The sequence below is a fragment of the Neobacillus niacini genome (assembly GCF_023715785.1).
Lineage (GTDB): Bacteria > Bacillota > Bacilli > Bacillales > Cytobacillaceae > Neobacillus > Neobacillus niacini_E.
In genome coordinates this window covers 1-22,342 of sequence record NZ_JAMBOX010000001.1, presented here as the reverse complement: position 1 = coordinate 22,342, position 22,342 = coordinate 1, and the positions used below count along the sequence as shown (strand labels likewise).

Annotated in this window: 19 protein-coding genes and 1 pseudogene; 17 read left to right on the top strand and 3 right to left on the bottom strand. The window is 45.5% G+C overall.

Annotated features, from left to right (window positions below; genetic code table 11):
• The first annotated feature begins 401 nt into the window (after positions 1-401).
• The gene (locus M3234_RS00095; protein WP_262302724.1) at positions 402-935 is read left to right on the top strand and encodes a TVP38/TMEM64 family protein; all 534 of its coding nucleotides are present in this window, start codon (positions 402-404) and stop codon (positions 933-935) included.
• A 29-nt stretch (positions 936-964) separates the two neighbouring features.
• Here M3234_RS00095 and M3234_RS00090 read toward each other — a convergent pair.
• Together M3234_RS00090 and M3234_RS29135 are read right to left on the bottom strand one after the other, a co-directional pair.
• A pseudogene (locus M3234_RS00090) lies at positions 965-1,390 on the bottom strand (protease); the annotation flags it as partial.
• Entirely contained in the window at positions 1,356-1,484 is a 129-nt protein-coding gene (locus M3234_RS29135; RefSeq protein WP_285858173.1) for a hypothetical protein, read from the bottom strand. The gene M3234_RS29135 and the pseudogene M3234_RS00090, both read right to left, overlap by 35 nt.
• 400 nt (positions 1,485-1,884) lie before the next feature.
• Between M3234_RS29135 and M3234_RS00085 the strand changes: the two genes are divergently transcribed.
• The 16 genes from M3234_RS00085 to M3234_RS00010 all read left to right on the top strand — a co-directional run bounded on the left by M3234_RS00085 (position 1,885) and on the right by M3234_RS00010 (position 22,100).
• Entirely contained in the window at positions 1,885-2,169 is a 285-nt protein-coding gene (locus M3234_RS00085) for a YhdT family protein (protein ID WP_262302723.1), read from the top strand.
• Positions 2,166-3,608 carry a sodium/pantothenate symporter gene (gene panF, locus M3234_RS00080; protein ID WP_262302722.1) on the top strand — a complete coding sequence of 481 codons (1,443 nt, stop codon included), beginning with the start codon at positions 2,166-2,168 and terminating at the stop codon, positions 3,606-3,608. The genes M3234_RS00085 and panF overlap by 4 nt, the downstream gene beginning before the upstream one ends.
• Positions 3,609-3,679: 71 nt before the next feature.
• Positions 3,680-3,919, top strand: a complete 240-nt coding sequence (locus M3234_RS00075) for a CsbA family protein (protein WP_262302721.1) — start codon at positions 3,680-3,682, stop codon at positions 3,917-3,919.
• 261 nt (positions 3,920-4,180) lie between these two features.
• Positions 4,181-5,035, top strand: coding sequence for a MurR/RpiR family transcriptional regulator (locus M3234_RS00070; RefSeq protein WP_262302720.1), 855 nt, complete (start codon positions 4,181-4,183; stop codon positions 5,033-5,035).
• 165 nt (positions 5,036-5,200) lie between these two features.
• The gene (locus M3234_RS00065; RefSeq protein ID WP_262302719.1) at positions 5,201-6,502 is read left to right on the top strand and encodes an ABC transporter substrate-binding protein; all 1,302 of its coding nucleotides are present in this window, start codon (positions 5,201-5,203) and stop codon (positions 6,500-6,502) included.
• 34 nt (positions 6,503-6,536) lie between these two features.
• Positions 6,537-7,487 (top strand): carbohydrate ABC transporter permease, encoded by a 951-nt coding sequence (locus M3234_RS00060; protein ID WP_262302718.1) that lies wholly within the window; start codon positions 6,537-6,539, stop codon positions 7,485-7,487.
• A 12-nt stretch (positions 7,488-7,499) separates the two neighbouring features.
• Positions 7,500-8,324 (top strand): carbohydrate ABC transporter permease, encoded by an 825-nt coding sequence (locus M3234_RS00055; RefSeq protein ID WP_262302717.1) that lies wholly within the window; start codon positions 7,500-7,502, stop codon positions 8,322-8,324.
• The gene (gene murQ / locus M3234_RS00050) at positions 8,311-9,258 is read left to right on the top strand and encodes an N-acetylmuramic acid 6-phosphate etherase (RefSeq protein WP_311315610.1); all 948 of its coding nucleotides are present in this window, start codon (positions 8,311-8,313) and stop codon (positions 9,256-9,258) included. The genes M3234_RS00055 and murQ overlap by 14 nt, the downstream gene beginning before the upstream one ends.
• Before the next feature lie 245 nt (positions 9,259-9,503).
• Positions 9,504-11,183, top strand: coding sequence for a serine hydrolase domain-containing protein (locus M3234_RS00045; protein ID WP_262302716.1), 1,680 nt, complete (start codon positions 9,504-9,506; stop codon positions 11,181-11,183).
• A 130-nt stretch (positions 11,184-11,313) separates the two neighbouring features.
• Positions 11,314-13,383, top strand: coding sequence for a glycoside hydrolase family 3 protein (locus M3234_RS00040; protein ID WP_262302715.1), 2,070 nt, complete (start codon positions 11,314-11,316; stop codon positions 13,381-13,383).
• A gap of 94 nt (positions 13,384-13,477) precedes the next feature.
• Positions 13,478-14,731, top strand: coding sequence for an exo-beta-N-acetylmuramidase NamZ family protein (locus M3234_RS00035; RefSeq protein ID WP_262302714.1), 1,254 nt, complete (start codon positions 13,478-13,480; stop codon positions 14,729-14,731).
• 232 nt (positions 14,732-14,963) lie between these two features.
• Positions 14,964-16,943 (top strand): excinuclease ABC subunit UvrB, encoded by a 1,980-nt coding sequence (gene uvrB / locus M3234_RS00030; protein WP_262303537.1) that lies wholly within the window; start codon positions 14,964-14,966, stop codon positions 16,941-16,943.
• A gap of 53 nt (positions 16,944-16,996) precedes the next feature.
• Positions 16,997-19,870 carry an excinuclease ABC subunit UvrA gene (gene uvrA / locus M3234_RS00025; protein ID WP_262302713.1) on the top strand — a complete coding sequence of 958 codons (2,874 nt, stop codon included), beginning with the start codon at positions 16,997-16,999 and terminating at the stop codon, positions 19,868-19,870.
• A 326-nt stretch (positions 19,871-20,196) separates the two neighbouring features.
• The gene (locus tag M3234_RS00020; protein WP_262302712.1) at positions 20,197-20,511 is read left to right on the top strand and encodes a DUF4870 domain-containing protein; all 315 of its coding nucleotides are present in this window, start codon (positions 20,197-20,199) and stop codon (positions 20,509-20,511) included.
• Positions 20,512-20,552: 41 nt separating this feature from the next.
• Complete coding sequence (locus M3234_RS00015; RefSeq protein WP_262302711.1) at positions 20,553-21,659, top strand: DUF4097 family beta strand repeat-containing protein; 1,107 nt, start codon at positions 20,553-20,555, stop codon at positions 21,657-21,659.
• A 63-nt stretch (positions 21,660-21,722) separates the two neighbouring features.
• On the top strand, positions 21,723-22,100 hold the full coding sequence (locus M3234_RS00010; RefSeq protein WP_262302710.1) for a phage holin family protein: 378 nt from the start codon (positions 21,723-21,725) through the stop codon (positions 22,098-22,100).
• 67 nt (positions 22,101-22,167) lie between these two features.
• Here M3234_RS00010 and M3234_RS00005 read toward each other — a convergent pair.
• A partial coding sequence (locus M3234_RS00005; protein WP_262303536.1) for an IS3 family transposase occupies positions 22,168-22,342 on the bottom strand: 175 nt, incomplete at its 5' end.

The following is a 22,342-nucleotide window of genomic DNA, read 5'->3' as shown; positions in this document are numbered from 1 at the left end:
CGAATGGCGGGTTCTTCTTGTGATCGGCTCTTGAGGACAAAACGAGGTAAAAAATAAGTGAAATCCTATGAAGACAACTCCAACGAAAAATCTAAGGAAAATGTTCTCATGATGGTAGAATAAGAGGTTCATAACGCCCGACTGACCAAAAACCTGGAGCAGACGGTCACTATGAGCGCTCATACTACCCGTCCGAGCAAAAATCGGAAGCCCTCGGTCACTATGAAAGCATCCTCAATCTTTACCTAAATGAAAGGGTGTCCCCTTCTTCGGGGCACCCCTACTTTAGATTCACTAGCTTATTCCTAAATAACGAGGTGTTCTTTTCCAAGGACCCCTATATTTATTGACCCTAAAGATATAAAATGAATGCAACGGGGATCTTGGGGGACGAGGTTGACATGGAAACACAGTTGCTAGAATGGTTTGAAACAAGCGGCGGCTTTGCTGTGTGGTTGAGCATTATCATAAATATTGTCATCAGCGTCCTTGGGGTTATCCCGAGTGTCTTTCTCACAGCCGCCAATATTACCTTTTTCGGCGTTATACAGGGATTGGTGATTTCCATCCTCGGGGAAGCCTTCGGGGCCGTGGTCAGTTTCTATTTATATCGAAAAGGCATTAACAAGGTCAAACCCGAAATCAAAAACAATTATTTAAAAAAACTACAGTATACTAAAGGCACAGAAGCATTTTTGCTGGTTATTGCCCTCAGGATTTTTCCATTCATTCCATCCGGACTGGTGACATTTGTGAGTGCCGGCAGCCTAATGGGCATCATTAATTTTTCCATCGCTAGCACACTTGGTAAAATTCCCGCCCTGTTAATTGAAGCTTATTCGATTAAGCAGGTGCTTGAATGGAGTATTCAAGGAAAAATCATCTTAGCGGCAGCATCTATTTTTATAATAGGATTTCTTTTAAAAAGAAAATAGGGTGTCCATCGGGGCACCCTATTACTCTCTTATTTAAAGATTAACACTTTACCAACAGTACCATCAGCACTTTGGCCGACAACACGGAATTTTAATCCGTAGTTTGGCACGTTACGGCCGGCATCAGCTAGACTAGGATTGCTGTAATTAGCACCGTCATCAAATAACGGATTGCGCTGAGTGAAGTTATCAGTCATCGTTGTCCCTAATAGATTCTTGTAATCCAAATACATTTTATTGGTTTTTTCAAGACCAAACGCAGCATCGTGCAGCTGGTAACGAGTGGCACCGACTGACTTATCGCTCCAGGAAACCGTATGCTGGTCTGCATCGACCACACCAAGGAAACCATCGCCAGGGTGAACACCTGTCCAGTTGTTATCGTAGGTTTCATCAACATACCAAACTACTAGACCTGGGTCATAGCTCATTAGGCTTGCGCCGCGGCGGATGTCTTGCTTTGCCAGTTGGTGTCGCTGCTGCAGCGTGTACCAGTCCTAGGCCTAAAGACAATGCCAATGCTGTGGAAAGAATCCGTCTCTTTTTCATATTACTCCCCCTCAAAATAATTTTTTACTAGACTTGCAACCTATGAAATATGTATTTTTAACATATTCCCTCCTTCGCTCTACTTGAATACGTGGGCGTGCTGAAATTTAGTATCCCGAAGAAATAAGAGTATACTACAATAGTAAAATTATTATGAAAATTTGTAAATATTTTAACGGTTTATCGAAAAAACAGTCAAAATGTACTATAAAACTCCAAAACCCTTTCATGATGACTGACAAGTAATTCCAACATTTTATAAAAATAGACCTTTTTCGTTATTTTTTTTGATTAGCCCCTTTTCCCTGCAGTTAACTTTGGTAATATATTCTTTATTACATAAACTAACAAGACTTTAGACAACAGGGATACCAAAGTTTCTATCCCTAAGGAGGATTTTATGAAAAAGCAAGCAAAACCGCTGGATAAGCGATTTAAAATTGCCCACCGCGAAGCGTTGATCGGCGTCGCCCTGGTCATCATTAACTTCATCATTTGGTACGGATTTGCTTATGGCCTCGGTTCCGCCAAGGTTGAAGATTACACATACATATTGGGTCTGCCGGCCTGGTTCTTTTACAGCTGTATTGCCGGGACGATATTTATGATCATTCTCGTCATCCTGGCCTTAAAATTTCTGTTTAAAGCAGTGCCCTTCGACGAGAAAGAAGGTGGTGCCGAATGAACTGGACGGTGATTACTCCAATGCTGCTTTTCTTATTGATTATCTTTGCTGTCGGCTTTTGGTCGAATAAATTTGTCCTCAAATCCAACTCATTTTTGGAGGAGTATTTTCTCGGTGAGCGACAGATGGGCGGATTTATCCTGGCTATGACGATGGTGGCCACCTATGGCAGTGCAAGCTCTTTTATCGGCGGACCGGGCGTCGCTTATACTCAGGGGTTAGGCTGGGTGCTGCTGGCGATGGCTCAGCTGGCGACAGGTTATTTTGTTCTGATGGTGTTGGGGAAAAAGTTTGCGATTGTTTCCCGGCAATATAAGGCGATTACCTTGATTGATTTCCTGAAAGAGCGGTATCAAAGTAAGACTGTCGTCATCCTGTCGGCGGCAAGCATTATCATCTTTCTGTTTTCGTCAATGACGGCGCAATGGATTGGCGGAGCCCGCCTTGTCGAATCGTTAACTGGGCTTCCCTATACAACGGCACTGATGATTTTTGCTTTTTCCGTTCTGGTATTTGTGATTGTCGGCGGGTTTCGGGCGGTGGCCTTGACCGATACCGTTCAGGGTGTGGTGATGTTTATGGGGACGCTGATTCTCCTAATCGCCACCATCAAAGCGGGCGGCGGGGTTCCAAGGATCATTTCCGACCTAGCCGCGGAAAACCCGAACTTAATTAGTCCGTTTGGTGCCGAGCGTACCTTGACACCCGCCTATGTCTCCTCATTTTGGATTTTAGTCGGTGTCGGGGTTGTTGGTCTGCCGCAAATTGCTGTCAGGGCAATGTCCTATAAAAATTCGCAGGCGATGCACAGCGCCATTATTATCGGGACGATTGTCGTTGGGATCATTATGCTCGGTATGCACCTGATTGGTGTGTTTGCCAGGCCGGTTTTGCCCGGCATAAAAATAGGCGACACGGTCATGCCGCTTTTGTCGTTGAAGGTACTGCCGCCGTTTGTGGCAGGAATTGTACTCGCGGCTCCGATGGCGGCGATCATGTCGACAGTCGATGCGCTGTTGATTTTAGTAAGCTCAGCATTGGTCAAGGATATCTATTTAAATTACATCAAACCGAATGCTGCTGATCAGCATATTAAAAAAATAAGCTTCAGCGTAACGGCGATTATCGGGATAATCGTTATTCTGCTGGCGCTAAGTCCGCCTGATTTGATTATCTGGCTGAACCTGTTTGCGTTTGGCGGCCTGGAATCGGTCTTTATTTGGCCGGTGATTTTCGGATTGTATTGGAGCAGGGGGAATAAGTACGGTGCGATTACTTCGATGATATTGGGGATGGGTTCCTACATCTTGTTTGACCGTTTTTATCCGAATGCGCTTGGGCTGCATACGGTGGTGTTGCCGATACTTATTTCCTTTCTCGGCTTTATTGCAGTTAGTCTCTTTACCCAACGAAAAACATTGGTGGAACATCATTTCTGATCTTTATTTGTTGCTTTTTTCACAGTTAATTTCTAGAATAAAATCAGTAATGAACGAGGTGGGGCTCCACTATGGTAGAAGTGATCAGGTTTATGTCGGCATTGTTGCTGCCAGGTCTGTTGGTTTTGCTTTTTACTCGGGTCACTTACAACCGGGTAATCGGACTGATATTGACCGTGGCACTCATCGCCGCTTCCGTTTATAAAGGCTATACAAATACATTCTGGCTTATTGTTGTGGATGCATTTTCATTAACGGCTGGCTTCTGGCTGGCGTCGAAGATGAAGCAACGCGCCATTAAAAGAAGCTAACATCGAAGTCTGCCTGAAATCCAGGCAGGCTTTTTCTGTGAAAAAATTTTTTCATACATTGGTTGGGAGTGTTTGTTCATGAATAGTTATTATTTTTTTCCAATAGGGTCCGAAGGATACTGCTAGTAAAATGAAAGTATGGTTGTAGAAAAATAGCAAATTATGTAGATTAGTAAATGAAACAAAATTTCCGAAATTTCATTGAATTTTGAAATATTATTTAATATAATGAGGGAAAGACACATACATATGGTGAAGACGATGAACCAAGAGATTATTTTTATCCAAGAGGGCATGCACAGCTTCAAACCCTCAGAAAAGAAGGCTGCAGAATACATCCTGCGTCACCCGCAAGAGGTAGTCAACCTATCTGTTCAAAAACTGGCCGAAAAGGCCAAGGTCAGCGAGGCAACGATTATTCGGATGTCGAGGTCGCTGAAATGTAAGGGGTTTCAGGAGTTGAAACTCAAAATCGCTTATGAATTGGCTAAACCGCAAAATAATCTTTATGAGGATATTCCCAAGGATGATTCGGCAAAATCCTTCATTCAGACCATCTCGCAGAACAATATCCAATCAATTCAAAACACGCTGATGGTTTTGTCCGAAGAGGAAGTTGAACAGGCGGTCAACCTTTTATCCCAGGCCAGAAAGGTGGCGGTATTTGGGATTGGCGCATCTGCCATCGTGGGCATGGACTTAAAGCAAAAGCTGACGCGAATCGGGCGCTGGTGTGAGGAAGGCTTTGACGGCGATACGCAAATCACGATTGCTGCCAACCTGACGAAACAGGATGTCGCGATCGGCATCTCCTACAGCGGGCAAACGAAGGACGTCATCGAGGCGTTAAGGGTTGCCAAGGAAAGTGGCGCCCAAATAATTTCGCTGACGAAGTCCGGGGATAATCATGTTTCCGATTTGGCGGATGTAAAGCTGCATACAACCTCTCTGGAACGGGATGTCCGGAGCGGGGCGACGAGCTCGCGGATTGCCCAACTGAATGTCATCGATATTCTATTCCTTGGTGTCACCCGATCCAATCAATCTAAAAATATTGAAGCACTTGAAAGAACCCGCAAAGCCGTTAACATATTGAAAAAGACAACCGGCAGATAGATAGTCTGTTAACCGTCTGCCATTCTATACACTACTTCATTTCCATCATAGATCAGACTCCCAAGAAAACTTTAGACGGCAAAGCATGGCTGTTCCGTAAAATAAGTAACTCCCTCGGCTTGCCGAGGAAAAAATAAAACATTTTTTAAGGGGGAAATTTTTTCGATGAAAAAACTGGGGAAACTATGGCTGTTTGGCTTGTTCACACTGATTCTCGTTTTGGCAACAGCGTGTTCAAATGACAAAGGGGGCACGGAGAAAACAGAAGGTACACCAAAAGATGATGACACAAAAAAAGAAGCAGTAACACTCACAATCGGAAGCTGGCGCACAGAGGATACGGCCAAATACGAAAAAGTTATTGCCGAATTCAATAAGAAAAATCCTGACATTAAAGTGGAATTTAAGCCTTCGAAAAATACCGAGTACAACACAATCCTGAACACTGCTTTACAAAGCGGTGAAGGTCCGGACATCATCCACCTGCGCCCATACGCACCTGGTATCGCGCTTGCTGATGCAGGTTATCTGGAGCCGCTTGATGGTGTAACAGGACTTGACGTATTTCCGGAAGCTGCGCTGAATGCCTCAAAGGGAACTGACGGCAAGCAATATGGCGTGCCTCTCAATATGAGTACAACGCAAATGTTCTATAACAAGAAAATCTTTAAGGATAACGGCCTGAAAGAGCCAAAGACTTGGGATGAATTCATTAAACTTGCCCAAACATTAAAAGACAAGAAAATTGTTCCGATTGCCCTCGGCAGCAAGGAAGGCTGGTTATTATCGGCAGCACACGGGATTTTTGGGCCGGCCCATTATGGCGGCAATGAGTTTGTCGAAAAGATTACCAAAGGCGAGACCAATTTTAACAGCCCAGAATTTGTAAACTCAATTAAAGCAATGGATGAACTGAAGAAATTCTTCCCAGATAACTATGAAGGACTGGGAATGGAAGATATTCGTACGCTTTTCGCCACTGGCACGGCAGCAATGTTCCCAATGGGAAGCTGGGAAATTGAAGTCGTACGCGGACTGAATCCTGATATTGAAATCGGCTTTTTCCCAATGCCATCCGCTATTGGAAAAGAAGCAACCATTACCGCATGGGTTGATGGATCATTCGCCGTTAATGCGAAATCCAAGCACAAAGAAGAAGCAAAGAAATTCATGGAATTTTTAGCAACAAAAGAGTTTGCAACGCTGTTTACAAACGAATTTAAGATGATCAGTGCCATGCCTGGCGTGAAGTCACAGGATGAATTGGTTACCGGCTTAAGCGAAGCTGTTGAAAAAATCTCGACTCCATACATGATGGTTGTTCATTTTGCCGGCGGTAACCCAACTTCAAAGGCAACGCTCGAAACGGAACTTCAAGGAATGTATTTAGGTAAGCAAACTCCTGAAGGCGCCGCGAAAAAAGTCCAAGAAAATGCTGAAACTTGGTTTAAACCGTTTCAACAGTAAAAGTGCATTAAATTAAAAGTAGGTGGCGGTGAATATGCAAACAGAAATCAATCCAGAGGTAATCACGCAGAAAACACATAAGAAAAGGAAGCGGTGGGGCATCCATCTCTTCCCTATTCCCGCCCTTGTCATTTATGGTATGTTCATAGTTTACCCGCTGGTGGCGGCGCTTGCCTACAGTTTTTATGACTGGAAGGGCATCAAAAAAGGCGCATTTATCGGGTTGGAAAACTATAAGAATCTGTTTACGGCCGAGCCATTTAGCGGCATGTTCTGGAATGCCTTTGGCCACAACTTCCTGTATTTTGCCGTGCAAATGGTCGTACAGAATGGGCTGGCCTTTTTTCTCGCGTTTATCATCTATCAAAAAATCCGTGGGGCGGAATTTTTCAAACTGGCCTATTTCCTGCCGCGGCTGTTATCGGTCATCGTAGTCGGTTTTCTTTGGAAGCTGATTTTGAACCCTAACTTCGGAGCGCTTAATGTGCTGCTTGGAAAAATGGGTCTCGAGAACTTGAAGAAGGCTTGGCTTGGTGATCCCGATACCGCGCTGCTGGCGATTATTCTCGTCAACTGTTGGTTTGGAATCGGTTTTGCGGTGTTAATTTTCCTCGCCGGCTTCCAAGCGATTCCGAAAGAATTGATCGAAGCTGGGCGCTTAGACGGGGCCAAAGGGTTCACGATGATCCGAACCATTATGCTGCCGCTAATGATGCCGTCGATTACGATTATGACGGTGCTGACGTTTATCCAATCCTTCGAAGCTTTCGAACTCGTTTATGCGATGCAAGGCTCGCAAGGGGAGCCGTACCGATCGACCGACACGCTGGCCGTTTATTTCTATCGTCTCGCCTTTGGCGGGTCGACCGGGGATTCCACGGCAATTGGGCTTGGGTCAGCTTTGGCCGTCGTATTATTTATTTTCATCTCGATCGTGACGGCGTTTTATTTGAAATCAATGCAGAAAAAACAAGTGGAAATGTAGGGGTGAATAAAGGTGAAACAAACTATCTGGACAAAGCCAATCTATTATATCGTTGCCTTTCTATTCGCCTCTATCAGTCTATATCCGATTATACTGATGATTTTATCATCCTTTAAACCGAATATGGAAATCATGATGAGCCCGCTGTCGCTGCCGAAAAGCTTCAGTCTTCAAACCTATCAAAACCTGTTGGATCGGGTTCCGTTCATGACCTATTTTTACAACAGCGTGTTCGTCAGTGTGGTTTCAGTGTTGCTTATCCTCATCACAACGTCACTCGCGGCTTTTTACATTGCCCGCTATACGTTTTGGTGGAACAACGTCCTGTTTTTCATCTTCCTGATGGGGATGATGATTCCGATTAAACTCGGGATTGTGCCGCTGTTCATGCTGATGAAGGATCTTGGGCTAACGAACTCTTTGTGGTCTCTGATTCTGATGTATACAGCGACAGGCATTCCGCTGTCCATCTTGATTTTAACCGGATTTTTCAGAACGATGCCGGCTGAATTGGAGGAAGCGGCGCGAATCGACGGAGCGACGGACCTCAGAATCTTGTGGAATGTAGTATTGCCCTTGATGCGCCCGGCGCTTGGCACTGTGATGATCATTAACTTTATTCAATCGTGGAACGACTTCTTCTTCCCGTTGATTTTTATTACCGACGATTTGAAAAAGACCATTCCGGTCGGGATGCTGAGCCTGTTCGGCGAATATTCCGCTGACTGGGGCGCATTGTTTGCCGGCCTGACCTTGTCGTCACTTCCAATGATGATTCTGTTCTTTATTGCATCGAAGCAATTTATGGAAGGACTGACTGCCGGTGCGGTTAAATAATGATTATGAAGGATTTGATCCCATGTTGTTGACAGAAATGAGAAATAAGGACTCTGAGAATTTGCATCAATTATCTACACTTGAAATTATCCGGCTGATGAATCAGGAGGACCAGAAAGTGGCGCTCGTTGTCGAGCAGGCCCTGCCGCAAATTCGCGATGCGATTGACGTGGCGGTAAACGCACTCCAGCAAGGCGGGAGATTGTTTTATATGGGGGCGGGAACAAGCGGCCGACTCGGGATTCTCGATGCATCCGAATGCCCGCCGACGTTTGGCGTTCCCCATGAGTTGGTCAATGGAATCATTGCCGGTGGGGAAAAAGCGATTCGCTATGCGATCGAGGATGCAGAGGACAATCAGGAAGAAGGGAAAGCGGCTGTCGACTCTTTGGTAACCGAAAAAGATGTCCTCATTGGAATTGCTTCGAGCGGCAGAACCCCGTATGTTCTTGGAGCCATTAATCGGGCAAACGAACGGGGAATTCCCACGGTCGGAATTTCTTGCAATAATGGTTCCGAACTGTCGGAACTCGTAAAATTCCCGATTGAGGTTCCGGTCGGACCGGAAGTGGTAACCGGTTCAACCCGCCTAAAAGCCGGCACTGCCCAAAAGATGGTGCTGAATATGATTTCTACCGCAGCAATGATCAAGCTTGGCAAGGTTTACAAAAACCTGATGGTAAACGTGCAGGCTACCAATGAAAAACTCCGAAACCGGTCACTTTCAATAATTCAAGACATAACCGGTGTGGATGAAGTGACCGCCAAAACGATGAATGACCGGGCCAATGGCAATACACGGGCGGCTATTCTTATGATTTTATTCCTAGTAGATTATGAAACTGCCCTTAAAGCGCTAAAGCAAAACAATGACCATTTTCCTAATGCGTTAGCAGATCTTCAGAAAAAAACAGGTGAGCAGGGTCCTGCGTAGTCGGGCCGGTTTCATTGCCGATTTTCTACCCCATTCTTCCGATCAAAAAACTGCCTCAAGAACTAGTGTTTTAGATCGATTTCAACAAAAAACAACTTTATACCTAGTCAAAAAAACAGAAGATGGGACTAAGGTGGTATAGACGACTATACCACTTTTTTCGTATGTTTGAAATAAAGATTCTAAGTGTTTACGCTAAACAGCAAACGCTTACAGTCGAAATCCATTTGGAAAAAGGAGGATTTATGAAAAGAAGTAAGCTGATGATTTCCGCCATTTGCACTGTTTTTTTAGGAACAACCACTGCAGCCGCCAGTAATGATTCGGCCGTTGTTCCTTCGCTTGAAAATGCAGAGAAAAAATCCCCATCACAGAAACCGCACCCAGCTTTTACATGGAACTCAAACGTCATACCAGTAACGCCTGTCCTGCACCCAAGTTCGGCCAGAGGAGCCGGAATGGTCGAGGCACCTCTAAAGCAAATCGATCCAATCATCAACAAGTATATTTCGGATAAACTGTTCCCAGGAGCGGTGGCCTTTGTTGCCCGCAGCGGAAAAATCGTCAAGCATACGGCCTATGGAAATGCCGCCCAGTATGTAGACGGCCAATTTACCGAAATGGAAAAACCGGTGCCGATGAAAGAGGGCACTATTTTCGATTTGGCCTCCATCAGCAAAATTTTCACCTCAGTAGCTGTGATGCAGCTCTATGAGCAAGGATTATTCCAGCTCGATGATCCGGTTGCCAAGTATATTCCGGAATTCGCCGCCAATGGGAAGGAGAACGTCACCATCCGCCAGTTGTTGACGCATACGTCCGGATTTACGTCCTGGATTCCGCTTTACTCACAAGGGACATCCCGTGAAGACCGCATCGGTTTAGTTTTTAAACAAGGGCTAAAAAGGGCGCCAGGAACCGGTTATGAGTACAGCGATTTGAACATGATTACAATAGGAGCATTGATTGAACGTCTATCAGGGCAGCGCCAGGATGAATTTGTAAAGAAACATATTACTGATCCGCTGAAAATGAAGGATACGATGTACAATCCACCGGCCTCCTTGAAAAACCGGATTGCGGCGACAGAATATCAAGCTGTTCCTAATCGCGGACTTGTCTGGGGCGAGGTTCATGACAAAAACGCCTGGTCATTGGACGGGGTTGCCGGCCATGCCGGTGTGTTCTCGACAGCAGAGGATTTGGCAAAGCTGGCACATGTATTTATTAATAATGGTAAGTATGCCGGCAAGGCTATTATGAAACCGGAAACGGTAAAACTTTTACTGGAAAACCAAAATGAAGCGTTCCCGGGCAATGATCACGGACTTGGCTGGGAGTTAGGCCAGGCGTGGTACATGGATGCGTTATCAGAAGGAACGTATTCATTTGGCCATACCGGGTATACTGGAACATCGATTGTGGTCAGCCCGAACAACAAAACGATAGCCATTTTGCTGACGAATCGAGTACATCCGAGCAGAAATATGGGATCGATAAACGAACCGAGAAGATTGTTTGCGAGACAGGTCGCCGATTCGATTCCAGTGTCGATTCCAGGCAGGGCATCAGCATGGTTTGCCGGCTATGGCGACAAGCAGGACAAGGTCATGGAAAGTGATATTTCCTTGAATAAAGATGCTAAGCTGACGTTTGCGACTTGGTATATGACAGAGTATCAGTCAGATTACGGCTATGTCGAGGTCTATAAGGATGGGGCGTGGCAAAGACTCGCCGCGTTTAACGGCATCAGCAAAGGCTGGGAACACCAGGAGCTCACCGTCCCGAAAGAAGCATCAAAATTACGTTTTGTTTATAAAACAGACACCTTATACAACGGTCGCGGCTGGTATGTACTGAATCCAATTCTTGATAACAAGAGACTGCAATTTAAAAGCAATGATTGGGAATTGAGAGATTATTAATTTTCTAAAATCAAAGTGGTGGTGAAAAAATCCACCCTATTGCCGAGTATTTAGTTTCTATTAGCGTTTGTGGCTTTCTATTGGCGATTCATACACATCTAAGGAAATTCAAAATCGAGGAGGAGAAAGCATGCGTAAATTTTTCAAAATGATGATGGTTTCGGCTTTGGCTCTAGTGTTATTGGTAACCGGGATCCCGGTATCAGGGGCAACAGCAGCCACAGGAATCAAGGATTTGGTCATTGATCTGAACGTTCCGCAGGTAAAACGAGAAGTGCAGGATAACCAAATTCAGCTGAATGCTCTGCATGTCTATGAGGACGGCCCATTCATGAAGGCATCCGATGTCACTTGGAAATCCTCAAACAAGAATGTGGCGTCCGTTAAAGAAGGGCTGGTCACACTATCAGGCCATAACGGAAAAACATTCATCTCGGTAAGTGACGGTAAATACACCGATCGGATTGCTATTCAATTCAAAGGCAACCAAGGACAAATCCTTGTCGAAAAAGAAAAAGGGAAACGCTATGACCTAATTGGCCACGCTATCAAGCACATGACGATGGAAGAAAAAATAGGGCAAATGTTGATGCCGGACTTCCGAAGCTGGCAGGGCAAAAATGTCACCGTCATGAATGACGAAATTGCCCAGGTTGTTAAAGACTATCATCTTGGCGGCGTCATTTTGTTCCGCGAAAACACGGTAAATGCTGACCAAACAACTAAACTCGTAAGTGCTTATCAAGATGCAGCCGAAAAATACGGTCTGCTAATCTCGATTGACCAAGAAGGCGGAATTGTCACGCGTCTGCAAACAGGTACTGATTTTGCAGGAAACATGGCATTAGGGGCAGCACGTTCCGAGGCACTGGCGGAGAAAGTCGGCAAAGCAATTGGTGAAGAGCTTAAAGCGCAGGGCATCAATATGAATTTTGGTCCGGTTTTGGATGTCAATAATAATCCTGACAACCCGGTTATCGGCGTTCGTTCATTTGGTGAAGACCCGGAATTAGTGGCAAAGCTGGGTAATGCCTATATTAAAGGGCTTCATGGAACAGGAACTGCGGCAACAGCAAAGCATTTCCCTGGCCATGGTGATACAGCAGTTGACTCGCATATTGGATTAAATGAAGTACCACATGATAAAGTACGTCTCAAGAAAGTAGAGCTATATCCATTCCAAAAAGCGATGGATGCAGGTATTGATGCAATTATGACCGCTCACGTTACCTTCCCGAAAATCGATAACACAAAGGCGATTTCGAAAATGGACGGCAGCGAAATTGCTGTTCCGGCTACGCTTTCTTACAAGGTGTTAACGGAGCTTATGCGTGAAGAGATGGGCTTTAACGGTGTCATCGTTACCGATGCGATGAATATGGGTGCGATTACGACACACTTTGGTCCGGTTGATGCAGCTATTCGGGCCGTCCAGGCTGGAGCCGATATTCTATTAATGCCTGTTGGAATTGAAGCAGTGGCTAATGGACTCTATGACAAGGTTAATACTGGTGAAATTTCAATTGAAAGAGTAGAAAAGTCAGTTGAACGCATTTTAACATTGAAATTAAATAGAAGCATTGTAAAAGCTGAGAAAGAAGTGAGCTTGGATGAAAAGGTAGCCAATGCCCTTCAGGTTGTAGGTTCACCTGAACATAGAGCAATCGAAAAAGAAGCAGCAGAGAAATCGATTACGCTAGTGAAAAATAACGGCGTTCTTCCGTTGAAGGCAGCAGCTGAAGATAAAATTGCGGTTGTCGGTTATAGCGGATTTTATGTGGACTCTTTGTTGGCTGAAGTGAAAAAGCATCATCAGAATGTGACTTATATTAATACGCAGACCAAACTGACGGCAGCACAGTTGGATCAAATAAGAGATGCAAAATACATCATTGTTGGAACATACACTTCCAGCGTTGGCGGTAGAGCGCCAAGTGCCGGACAAATGCTGATGACAAATCAGCTCATCACTGAACTCGATGCGCCAGTTATTGCGGTGGGAATTAGAAATCCGTATGATGTGATGTCCTATCAGACTGTAGATGCAGCACTTGTACAGTATGGATACAGACCGGCAAGTTTTGAAGCATCTGCTAACACCATTTTCGGTAAAAATAGTCCGACTGGAAAACTTCCAGTAACGATTTACAACCATGACGGCAGCGTCTTATACGGTTTTGATCACGGATTAAGGTATTAAGAATTCCAAGTTTCATTGGGAATAGTCGATATTGGCGGCTATTCCCCAAAGATAAAGGCTTTTATTTTTCCAAAAAAAGCGGGGAGGAATTTGTGTGAAGAAGTGGATTACAGGGATTATTACGCTGCTGCTGGTGCTTTCAACAGTGACAGCTGCGATTGCCAAGAACGACAAGGAGAAAAACAATAAAAAGCTCCGTTTAGGTGTGGAAGTGTTATTAAAAGACAAAATCAATTTGCTCAAAGGAAAGCGTGTCGGCTTGATTACCAACCCGACTGGTGTAGACCAAGATTTGAATAGTATCGTAGATTTATTTTATAATAATAAAAATTTTGAGCTTACGGCTTTATACGGTCCTGAGCATGGCGTCCGCGGCAGCGCACCAGCTGGGGCATATGTAGAATCCTATGTGGATGAAAAAACAGGCTTGCCTGTTTACAGCCTTTATGGAAAAACGCAAAAACCTTCACCCGAAATGTTAAGTAATGTCGATGTATTGGTATTTGATATTCAGGATGTTGGTGCACGTTTTTACACATACATTTACACCATGGCATTAGCTATGGAAGCAGCTAAGGAGCAAAATATTCCGTTCATCGTTCTCGACCGCCCGAATCCAGTTAGCGGTGCAAAGGTAGAAGGCCCAATTTTGGAAAGTAAGTACTCTTCGTTTGTGGGCAAATATGCCATTCCCGTCCGCCATGGGATGACAGTAGGAGAGTTAGCAAAGTTATTTAATAAGGAATTTGGCATCGGCGCTGATTTAACCGTTGTTAAAATGGAAGGCTGGAACCGAAGCATGTATTACGATGACACCCCATTGCATTTTGTCATGCCGTCACCAAACATGCCTACGTTGGATACAGCTCTTGTTTATACGGGTGCTGCCTTAATTGAAGGTGCCGATAACGTCTCTGAAGGCCGCGGGACTACAAGACCGTTTGAACTAATCGGGGCACCTTTCATAGATGGAGATGAGCTGGCTGCAAAGCTGAACTCTTTGAACCTGCCAGGGGTAAAGTTCCGTTCCGCCTCGTTCATCCCGACAACTTCAAAGAACGTAAACCAGTTAAACCATGGAATCCAGATCCATGTCACCAATCGCAATGCCTTTAAACCGTTCGAAACCGGATTGCACATCGTAAAAACTATCCATGACATGTATCCGAACGACTTTAAGTTCCGTGCGCGTGACAGCAAGGGAGTATCCCACTTCGACCTGCTCGTCGGAAACGGCTGGATCCGTGACGGTATCGAAGCTGGCAAATCTATAGAAGAAATGAAAAAACAATGGCAGCCTGAATTGGACAAATTCATGGACGTTCGTAAGAAGTTCCTGTTGTACTAATCATTGTCCATCTGGGGTGGACAGTGTCCACGAGTGGTGCCTGACACCATTAGCGACATTAACACTATGACTATGCGAATTGGCCAGTCCCAAACACTTTGGGGCTGGTTTTTTCATGTTGAATTAAGAAAATAAACGGAAAATCGAATATTAGTTCGCATATTATTGGTTTGTATTAGGGGGATTGTGGTAAAATGGTAGTATTGATTTTGTGGAACGGGAGGGAACCAGGATAATGGATCAATTCGAATTAGTCTCCAATTACTCGCCGCAGGGGGATCAGCCTGAGGCGATTAAGCAGCTGGTGAATGGCATTCATCAGAACAAACGGTATCAAACCCTGCTTGGTGCAACAGGTACGGGGAAGACGTTTACAATCTCCAATGTCATTAAAGAAGTAAACAAACCAACCCTGATTATCGCCCATAACAAGACACTCGCCGGCCAGCTCTACAGCGAGTTCAAGGAGTTTTTCCCGAATAACGCTGTCGAGTACTTTGTCAGCTACTACGACTACTATCAGCCCGAAGCCTATGTTCCGTCGACAGACACCTTCATCGAAAAAGACGCCAGTATCAATGATGAAATTGATAAGCTGCGCCACTCTGCGACCTCCTCGTTGTTTGAGCGCAAGGACGTCATTATCATCGCCAGCGTTTCCTGCATCTATGGCCTCGGTTCGCCGGAAGAATACAGCGAGATGGTGGTCTCACTTAGAACTGGAATGGAAATTGAGCGCAATCAGCTCTTACACCGTCTGGTTGATATCCAATATGAGCGGAATGACATTGATTTTAAGCGTGGGACTTTCCGTGTTCGCGGCGATGTTGTCGAGATATTTCCTGTTTCCCGTGATGAGCATTGTCTAAGGGTGGAGTTTTTCGGTGATGAAATCGATCGGATCCGTGAGGTCGACGCCCTTACAGGCGAAATTATCGGCGAACGCGAGCATGTGGCCGTATTCCCGGCTTCCCACTTCGTAACCCGCGAAGAGAAGATGCGCGTGGCCATTGAAAATATTGAAAAAGAACTCGAGGAACGCTTGGCCGTTCTCCGTGAAAATAACAAATTGCTCGAAGCCCAGCGCTTGGAGCAGCGCACCCGCTATGACCTGGAAATGATGCGCGAAATGGGTTTCTGCTCCGGTATCGAGAACTATTCGCGCCATTTGACCCTAAGGCCGGCAGGCTCGACACCGTATACCCTGCTCGACTATTTCCCGGATGATTTCCTGATTGTGATTGATGAGTCGCACGTGACCCTGCCGCAGATTCGCGGTATGTTTAACGGCGACAAGGCGCGGAAGGAAGTCCTTGTCGAGCACGGCTTCCGTCTACCGTCGGCACTCGATAACCGTCCTCTGACGTTCGATGAGTTTGAGAAGCATATTCGAAATATTGTATTTGTCTCGGCAACACCTGGGCCCTATGAACTCGAACACACACCGGAAATGGTTCAGCAAATCATCCGGCCGACAGGATTGCTTGATCCGACCATTGATGTCAGGCCGATTGAAGGCCAGATTGATGACCTCATTGGCGAGATTCAGGAGCGGGTTAAACGCAATGAACGCGTCCTGGTTACAACCCTAACGAAAAAAATGTCCGAAGACCTTACGGATTACCTTAAGGAAATCGGCATCAAGGTCCAATACTTGCATTCTGAGGTCAAAACGCTCGAGCGGATTGAAATCATCCGCGAGCTTCGTCTTGGTAAATATGACGTCCTTGTCGGGATTAACCTGCTGCGAGAAGGCCTTGATATTCCGGAGGTTTCTCTCGTGACGATTTTAGACGCCGACAAAGAGGGCTTCCTCCGTTCGGAACGTTCGCTGATTCAGACCATCGGCCGGGCAGCAAGGAATGCCAACGGCCATGTCATCATGTATGCGGACCGGATGACCAACTCGATGGAGCTGGCGATCAGCGAGACAAAACGGCGTCGTACGATTCAAGAGGAGTATAATGAGAAGCATGGGATTACCCCTCAAACGATTCAGAAGGGAATCCGCGATGTCATCCGTGCCACCCATGCCGCCGAGGAGGCCGAAGATTACAAACCAGCAGCATCGTTTGCCGCCATGTCCAAGAAGGAAAAAGATAAGTTAATTGCCAATATGGAAAAAGAAATGAAGGACGCCGCCAAAGCACTTGATTTCGAGCGCGCTGCCGAGCTCCGAGATTTAATTTTAGAATTGAAGGCCGAAGGATAAGCAGTGCTGTCCTTCGTCCAAAAACTTTTTAAAAGTGGAAGGAAAATGAACAAATGGCGATGGAAAAATTGATTGTGAAAGGCGCCAGAGCCCACAATTTGAAAAATATTGATGTTACTATACCGCGAGATAAGCTTGTTGTCGTGACAGGACTTTCCGGATCAGGAAAGTCCTCACTCGCGTTCGATACGATTTATGCAGAAGGACAGCGCCGGTATGTCGAATCGCTGTCGGCTTACGCGCGCCAGTTCCTCGGCCAAATGGATAAACCTGACGTAGATTCGATTGAAGGGTTATCCCCGGCGATATCAATTGACCAAAAAACTACGAGCCGGAACCCGCGCTCAACCGTCGGTACGGTGACTGAAATCTATGATTACCTGAGATTATTATTTGCGCGTATAGGCCATCCTACCTGTCCGAATCATGGTATCGAGATCTCTTCACAGACCATTGAACAGATGGTCGACCGAATTCTTGAATATCCAGAGCGGACCAAAATGCAAATTCTTGCTCCTGTCGTCTCCGGACGAAAAGGCCAGCACATCAAGGTATTCGAAGATATTAAAAAACAAGGTTTTGTCCGTGTTCGCGTTGATGGAGAAATGCTTGACCTTGGTGACGATATTGAGCTTGATAAAAATAAAAAACATACTATTGAAGTAGTTGTCGACCGGATTGTTGTCAAAGACGGGGTTGCGGCTCGGGTAGCTGATTCGCTTGAAACAGCACTAGGTCTGGGCGAAGGAAAAGTGATTATCGATGTTATTGGTGAGGAAGAGTTGCTGTTCAGCGAAGATCATTCCTGTCCTCACTGCGGTTTTTCCATAGGTGAACTTGAGCCGCGGATGTTTTCATTCAATAGCCCGTTTGGTGCCTGTCCGGAATGTGATGGTCTCGGTTCGAAACTCGAGGTTGATGTCGACCTTGTCATCCCTAATAAGGATTTAACTCTAAAGCAGCATGCCATTGCACCGTGGGAGCCGACTAGTTCGCAATATTACCCACAGCTGCTAGAGGCGGTTTGCAATCATTACGGCGTGGACATGGATATCCCCGTTAAGGATATCCCGGAACATCATCTTGAGAAAATACTCTACGGCTCAGGCAGTGAAAAAATTTATTTTAAGTATGAAAATGATTGGGGCCAAATCCGCGAAGGCTATATCGAATTTGAAGGCGTCGTTCGCAATGTCGAGCGTCGCTATAAAGATACAAGCTCCGATTACATCCGCGAGCAAATGGAAAAATACATGGGGCAACAGGCGTGCCCAGCCTGTAAAGGTTTCCGATTGAAAAAGGAAACGTTGGCAGTACTGATTAACGGACAGCATATCGCTCATGTGACAGACCTTTCCATCGAAGAGGCCCAAGCATTTTTCTTAGGTTTACAGCTTTCGGAAAAAGAAGAGCAGATTGCCAGATTGATTTTACGAGAAATCAATGAAAGGCTGGGGTTCCTTGTTAATGTGGGACTAGATTACTTGACCTTGAGCCGCACGGCCGGAACGCTTTCCGGCGGCGAGGCTCAGCGGATTCGCCTAGCTACGCAAATTGGCTCACGGTTAACCGGGGTACTTTACATTCTGGACGAACCATCCATCGGTCTTCACCAGCGCGATAATGATCGTTTGATCGACACCCTGCAACATATGCGTGACATCGGCAACACCTTGATTGTCGTCGAGCACGATGAAGATACGATGCTGGCGGCGGATTACTTAATTGATATCGGTCCCGGTGCAGGAGTTCACGGCGGGGAAGTAGTTTCTGCAGGGACACCTGCAGAGGTAATGGCTGACCCTAACTCGCTTACAGGTCACTACCTGTCCGGAAAAAAGTTTATTCCGCTGCCTTTGGAGCGACGCAAGCCGGATGGACGCTTTGTTGAAATTAAGGGTGCTGCTGAAAATAATTTAAAAAATGTCAATATCAAGCTTCCGCTTGGCATGTTCATCGCGGTAACCGGTGTATCCGGTTCCGGTAAAAGTACCCTGATTAATGAAATCCTTCTTAAATCGTTGGCGCAAAAGCTGAACCGTGCGAAAACAAAACCGGGGCAGCATAAGAGTATTAAGGGTATCGATTATTTGGATAAAGTCATTGATATTGACCAGTCGCCAATCGGTAGGACGCCGCGCTCCAATCCGGCCACTTATACCGGTGTGTTTGACGATGTCCGCGACGTGTTTTCGTCGACGAATGAAGCAAAGGTTCGCGGTTACAAAAAGGGACGTTTCAGCTTTAACGTCAAGGGTGGCCGGTGTGAAGCCTGCCGCGGTGACGGGATTATAAAAATTGAAATGCACTTTTTGCCGGATGTCTATGTTCCTTGTGAAGTGTGTCACGGCAAACGCTATAACCGTGAAACGCTCGAAGTAAAGTACAAAGGAAAAAATATAGCCGATGTCCTTGATATGACAGTTGAGGACGCGGTTAAGTTTTTCGAAAACCATCCAAAAATTAGCCGTAAACTACAGACGATTTATGATGTCGGTTTAGGGTACGTCAAGCTTGGCCAGCCGGCGACAACATTGTCGGGCGGGGAGGCACAGCGGGTGAAGCTAGCTTCTGAGCTGCACAAACGCTCCAACGGAAAGACGTTCTACATTTTGGATGAACCAACAACCGGACTCCATGTTGACGATATTTCCAGATTGCTTGTTGTGCTGCAACGGTTGGTCGAAAACGGCGACACTGTCCTAGTAATCGAGCACAACCTTGATGTCATCAAGGCTGCTGATTACATTATCGACCTTGGACCTGAGGGCGGCGATAAAGGCGGCACGATTGTGGCCACCGGCACGCCAGAAAAAGTCGCTGAAGTTTCCGAGTCATATACCGGTAAATACCTAAAGCCGATTCTCGAGCGCGACCGGTTGCGGATGCAGCAGCAGGTCGAGGAAAAAAGCACGATAAAATCATAATGTTGAAGAACTGTTGGCCCTGTTTGCGGGCTGGCAGTTTTTTTGTCCCTTGGAGATAGTTCGGCGAATATCCGCTTCAACTTGGCGAATAATGCACTCGGTTCGGCGAAAACGAGACCAATTTCAGCGTAATCCCCAGAGTAGTGTAACCAACCACCTCTCAAACCCGTCTTAAAATTGAGACAATTTTGTAATACCGGGGTAAGCACGACACGGTTTTTCCTGACAGTACTTTTCGGGCCGATTTATAATTTGGGTTTCCAGCTGTTTTAAAAAACGAAACTTTCGCCGCGTTCATTTCGTATGTATGGGAAGAGGTGATAGTGATGGAATCGAGAAAAGTTCTTTCCAGTTTGTGCTATTTTAGTATTTTTTTCGCGGGGTTTATTTTTCCGCTAGTTGTACTGATCGCTTCTGGAGATGAAATAACGAAGAAACACGCCAAAAGCGCGCTGCTGTCGCATTTAATCCCATTGATTACGGTACCGCTATTAATTTTTTCACTAGTTTATGAATTTGCCAGCATGGAAGCAGAAGTACCTGTTTTTACCATTATTACTGTCATTCTGATGGTTCTTGTCTCCATTATTGTAGTCATTTGGAACATTATAAAAGGCGTAAAGGTGCTCATAGCTGAATAGGTTTTTAGTAGGACAAATAAAATTTATTGAGGGTGGAAAAAATGAAAGAGGAACGCAAGCGGATACTAACCATGGTTGAAGAGGGAAAACTGTCAGTGGATGAAGCGTTAAGGCTGCTTGATGAACTGCAAAAGGATCAAAAAAATATGGAACAGAAGCAGGCGGATATTATCAACGAGCTATCCACCGCGGTTCAGTTTGAGGAAGCGAAAAAGGACGACGCGGCCTACGCCAAGTATCAGTCCACAAAGGAAAAGATTTTTGAATTTGTCGATTCCGCATTGAAAAAAATCAAGGAACTCGACCTTGATTTGAATTTCGGGCAATCAGTGGACATTTCCCACATTTTTCAACATGGCAATGCGGAGCTGAACAATATCGATATTGATTTGGCCAATGGCTCAGTGAACGTCGTTGCCTGGGACCAGCCGGATGTCCGTGTTGAATGCCAGGCCAAGGTGTATCGGGTCGAAAATCAGGACCAAGCCCGACAAAACTTTTTACGGGATGTAACCTTTGCTGTTGAAGGCGGGAAACTGCGCTTTTTCACCCAGCAAAAGTGGATGAAGGTAGAGGCCGTGATGTTTGTACCGAAAGTGCAGTACGAAAAAGTTAGGGTGCGCATCTTTAATGGTTCTGTCACTGGCGGCAAGTTGAATGTCGCCGACCTGCGAGTGAAAACAGGCAATGGAAAAATTAAACTCGAGCATGTGATTGGCAATAAGGCCGAGGTCGAAACGGCCAACGGGAAAATTAATCTGAAGCATGGCCAGTTCGATGAGCTTGAGGCGGAGACCATCAATGGCGCAATTAAGGTTGATGGCGATTTTAAAAAGGTCGATACCCAGTCGTTCAACGGAAATATCAGTGTGCTGTTAAAGGGCAACCGCAGCGAGTGGGTCCACGCCAAGACCACGACCGGTCCAATTGAATTGTATGTTCCAGAGGGAACGCCGGTCGATGGAGAGCTGAAGACCAACTTGGGCGGCTTCCACCTCAATCTTGTAGGCGTGCAGATTCTTGAGGAAAAGAGCGAAATGATTCAAAAATCGCTGCGCTTCCAATCTGTCAATCATCCTGATAAAATGTTAAAAATATACGCAGATTCCAAATCAGGCTCGATTACGGTTCAGAAAGCATTTGAATAGCGGAGAAGCAGACTTTTTCGAGGAAAAACAGTCTGCCGAACATAAAAATGGGAGTTTTGAAACATGAGATGGTTAATTGGATGTTTGATTAATGCAGTTTTATTTATGGCACTTGCCGGATATTTTCATGAAAGCTTTTACCTGACAGGGTTTTGGGCTGCACTTCAGGCGAGCATTCTATTATCCATCTTAAATGTGTTAGTGCGTCCGCTGCTGATTTTGTTTACCTTGCCTGTAACGGTGTTGACGATGGGATTGTTCCTGTTTGTCATCAACGCCATCACACTGGAGCTGACGGACTATTTAATGGGGGACGCATTTGAAATCTCTGGCTTCGGCATGGCCCTGTTCTTTGCCGTATTAATGTCACTCGTCAACCTTGTCATCCAAAAAACAATAATGGACCCATCCAGATCCGCAAACAGAAAATCAAAAAAATAACAAAAGGTGCGTGCCTGCTCATTGAACTGCCCCCTGTCAAGTAGACAGTGGAAATAATAAAACGGAACTAGGCGGCTTTAGCCCTGTATTCTAAGGGACTGAGGCCGTTTAGTCTTTTTTGTAGTCGTTTTTCATTGTAAAATTGTATGTAGTCTTCAATGTCCTTCTTCAACTCTTCAAATGTACTGTACTTGTTTAGATAATACTTCTCGCATTTCAATGTTCCCCAAAACCCTTCCATT

Coding starts and splice junctions, on each gene's coding strand:
- M3234_RS00095 (WP_262302724.1), top strand. CDS start 402: ATGGAAACACAGTTGCTAGAATGGTTTGAAACAAGCGGCGGCTTTGCT.
- M3234_RS29135 (WP_285858173.1), bottom strand. CDS start 1,484: ATGAAAAAGAGACGGATTCTTTCCACAGCATTGGCATTGTCTTTAGGC.
- M3234_RS00085 (WP_262302723.1), top strand. CDS start 1,885: ATGAAAAAGCAAGCAAAACCGCTGGATAAGCGATTTAAAATTGCCCAC.
- panF (WP_262302722.1), top strand. CDS start 2,166: ATGAACTGGACGGTGATTACTCCAATGCTGCTTTTCTTATTGATTATC.
- M3234_RS00075 (WP_262302721.1), top strand. CDS start 3,680: ATGGTAGAAGTGATCAGGTTTATGTCGGCATTGTTGCTGCCAGGTCTG.
- M3234_RS00070 (WP_262302720.1), top strand. CDS start 4,181: ATGAACCAAGAGATTATTTTTATCCAAGAGGGCATGCACAGCTTCAAA.
- M3234_RS00065 (WP_262302719.1), top strand. CDS start 5,201: ATGAAAAAACTGGGGAAACTATGGCTGTTTGGCTTGTTCACACTGATT.
- M3234_RS00060 (WP_262302718.1), top strand. CDS start 6,537: ATGCAAACAGAAATCAATCCAGAGGTAATCACGCAGAAAACACATAAG.
- M3234_RS00045 (WP_262302716.1), top strand. CDS start 9,504: ATGAAAAGAAGTAAGCTGATGATTTCCGCCATTTGCACTGTTTTTTTA.
- M3234_RS00040 (WP_262302715.1), top strand. CDS start 11,314: ATGCGTAAATTTTTCAAAATGATGATGGTTTCGGCTTTGGCTCTAGTG.
- uvrA (WP_262302713.1), top strand. CDS start 16,997: ATGGCGATGGAAAAATTGATTGTGAAAGGCGCCAGAGCCCACAATTTG.
- M3234_RS00020 (WP_262302712.1), top strand. CDS start 20,197: ATGGAATCGAGAAAAGTTCTTTCCAGTTTGTGCTATTTTAGTATTTTT.
- M3234_RS00015 (WP_262302711.1), top strand. CDS start 20,553: ATGAAAGAGGAACGCAAGCGGATACTAACCATGGTTGAAGAGGGAAAA.
- M3234_RS00010 (WP_262302710.1), top strand. CDS start 21,723: ATGAGATGGTTAATTGGATGTTTGATTAATGCAGTTTTATTTATGGCA.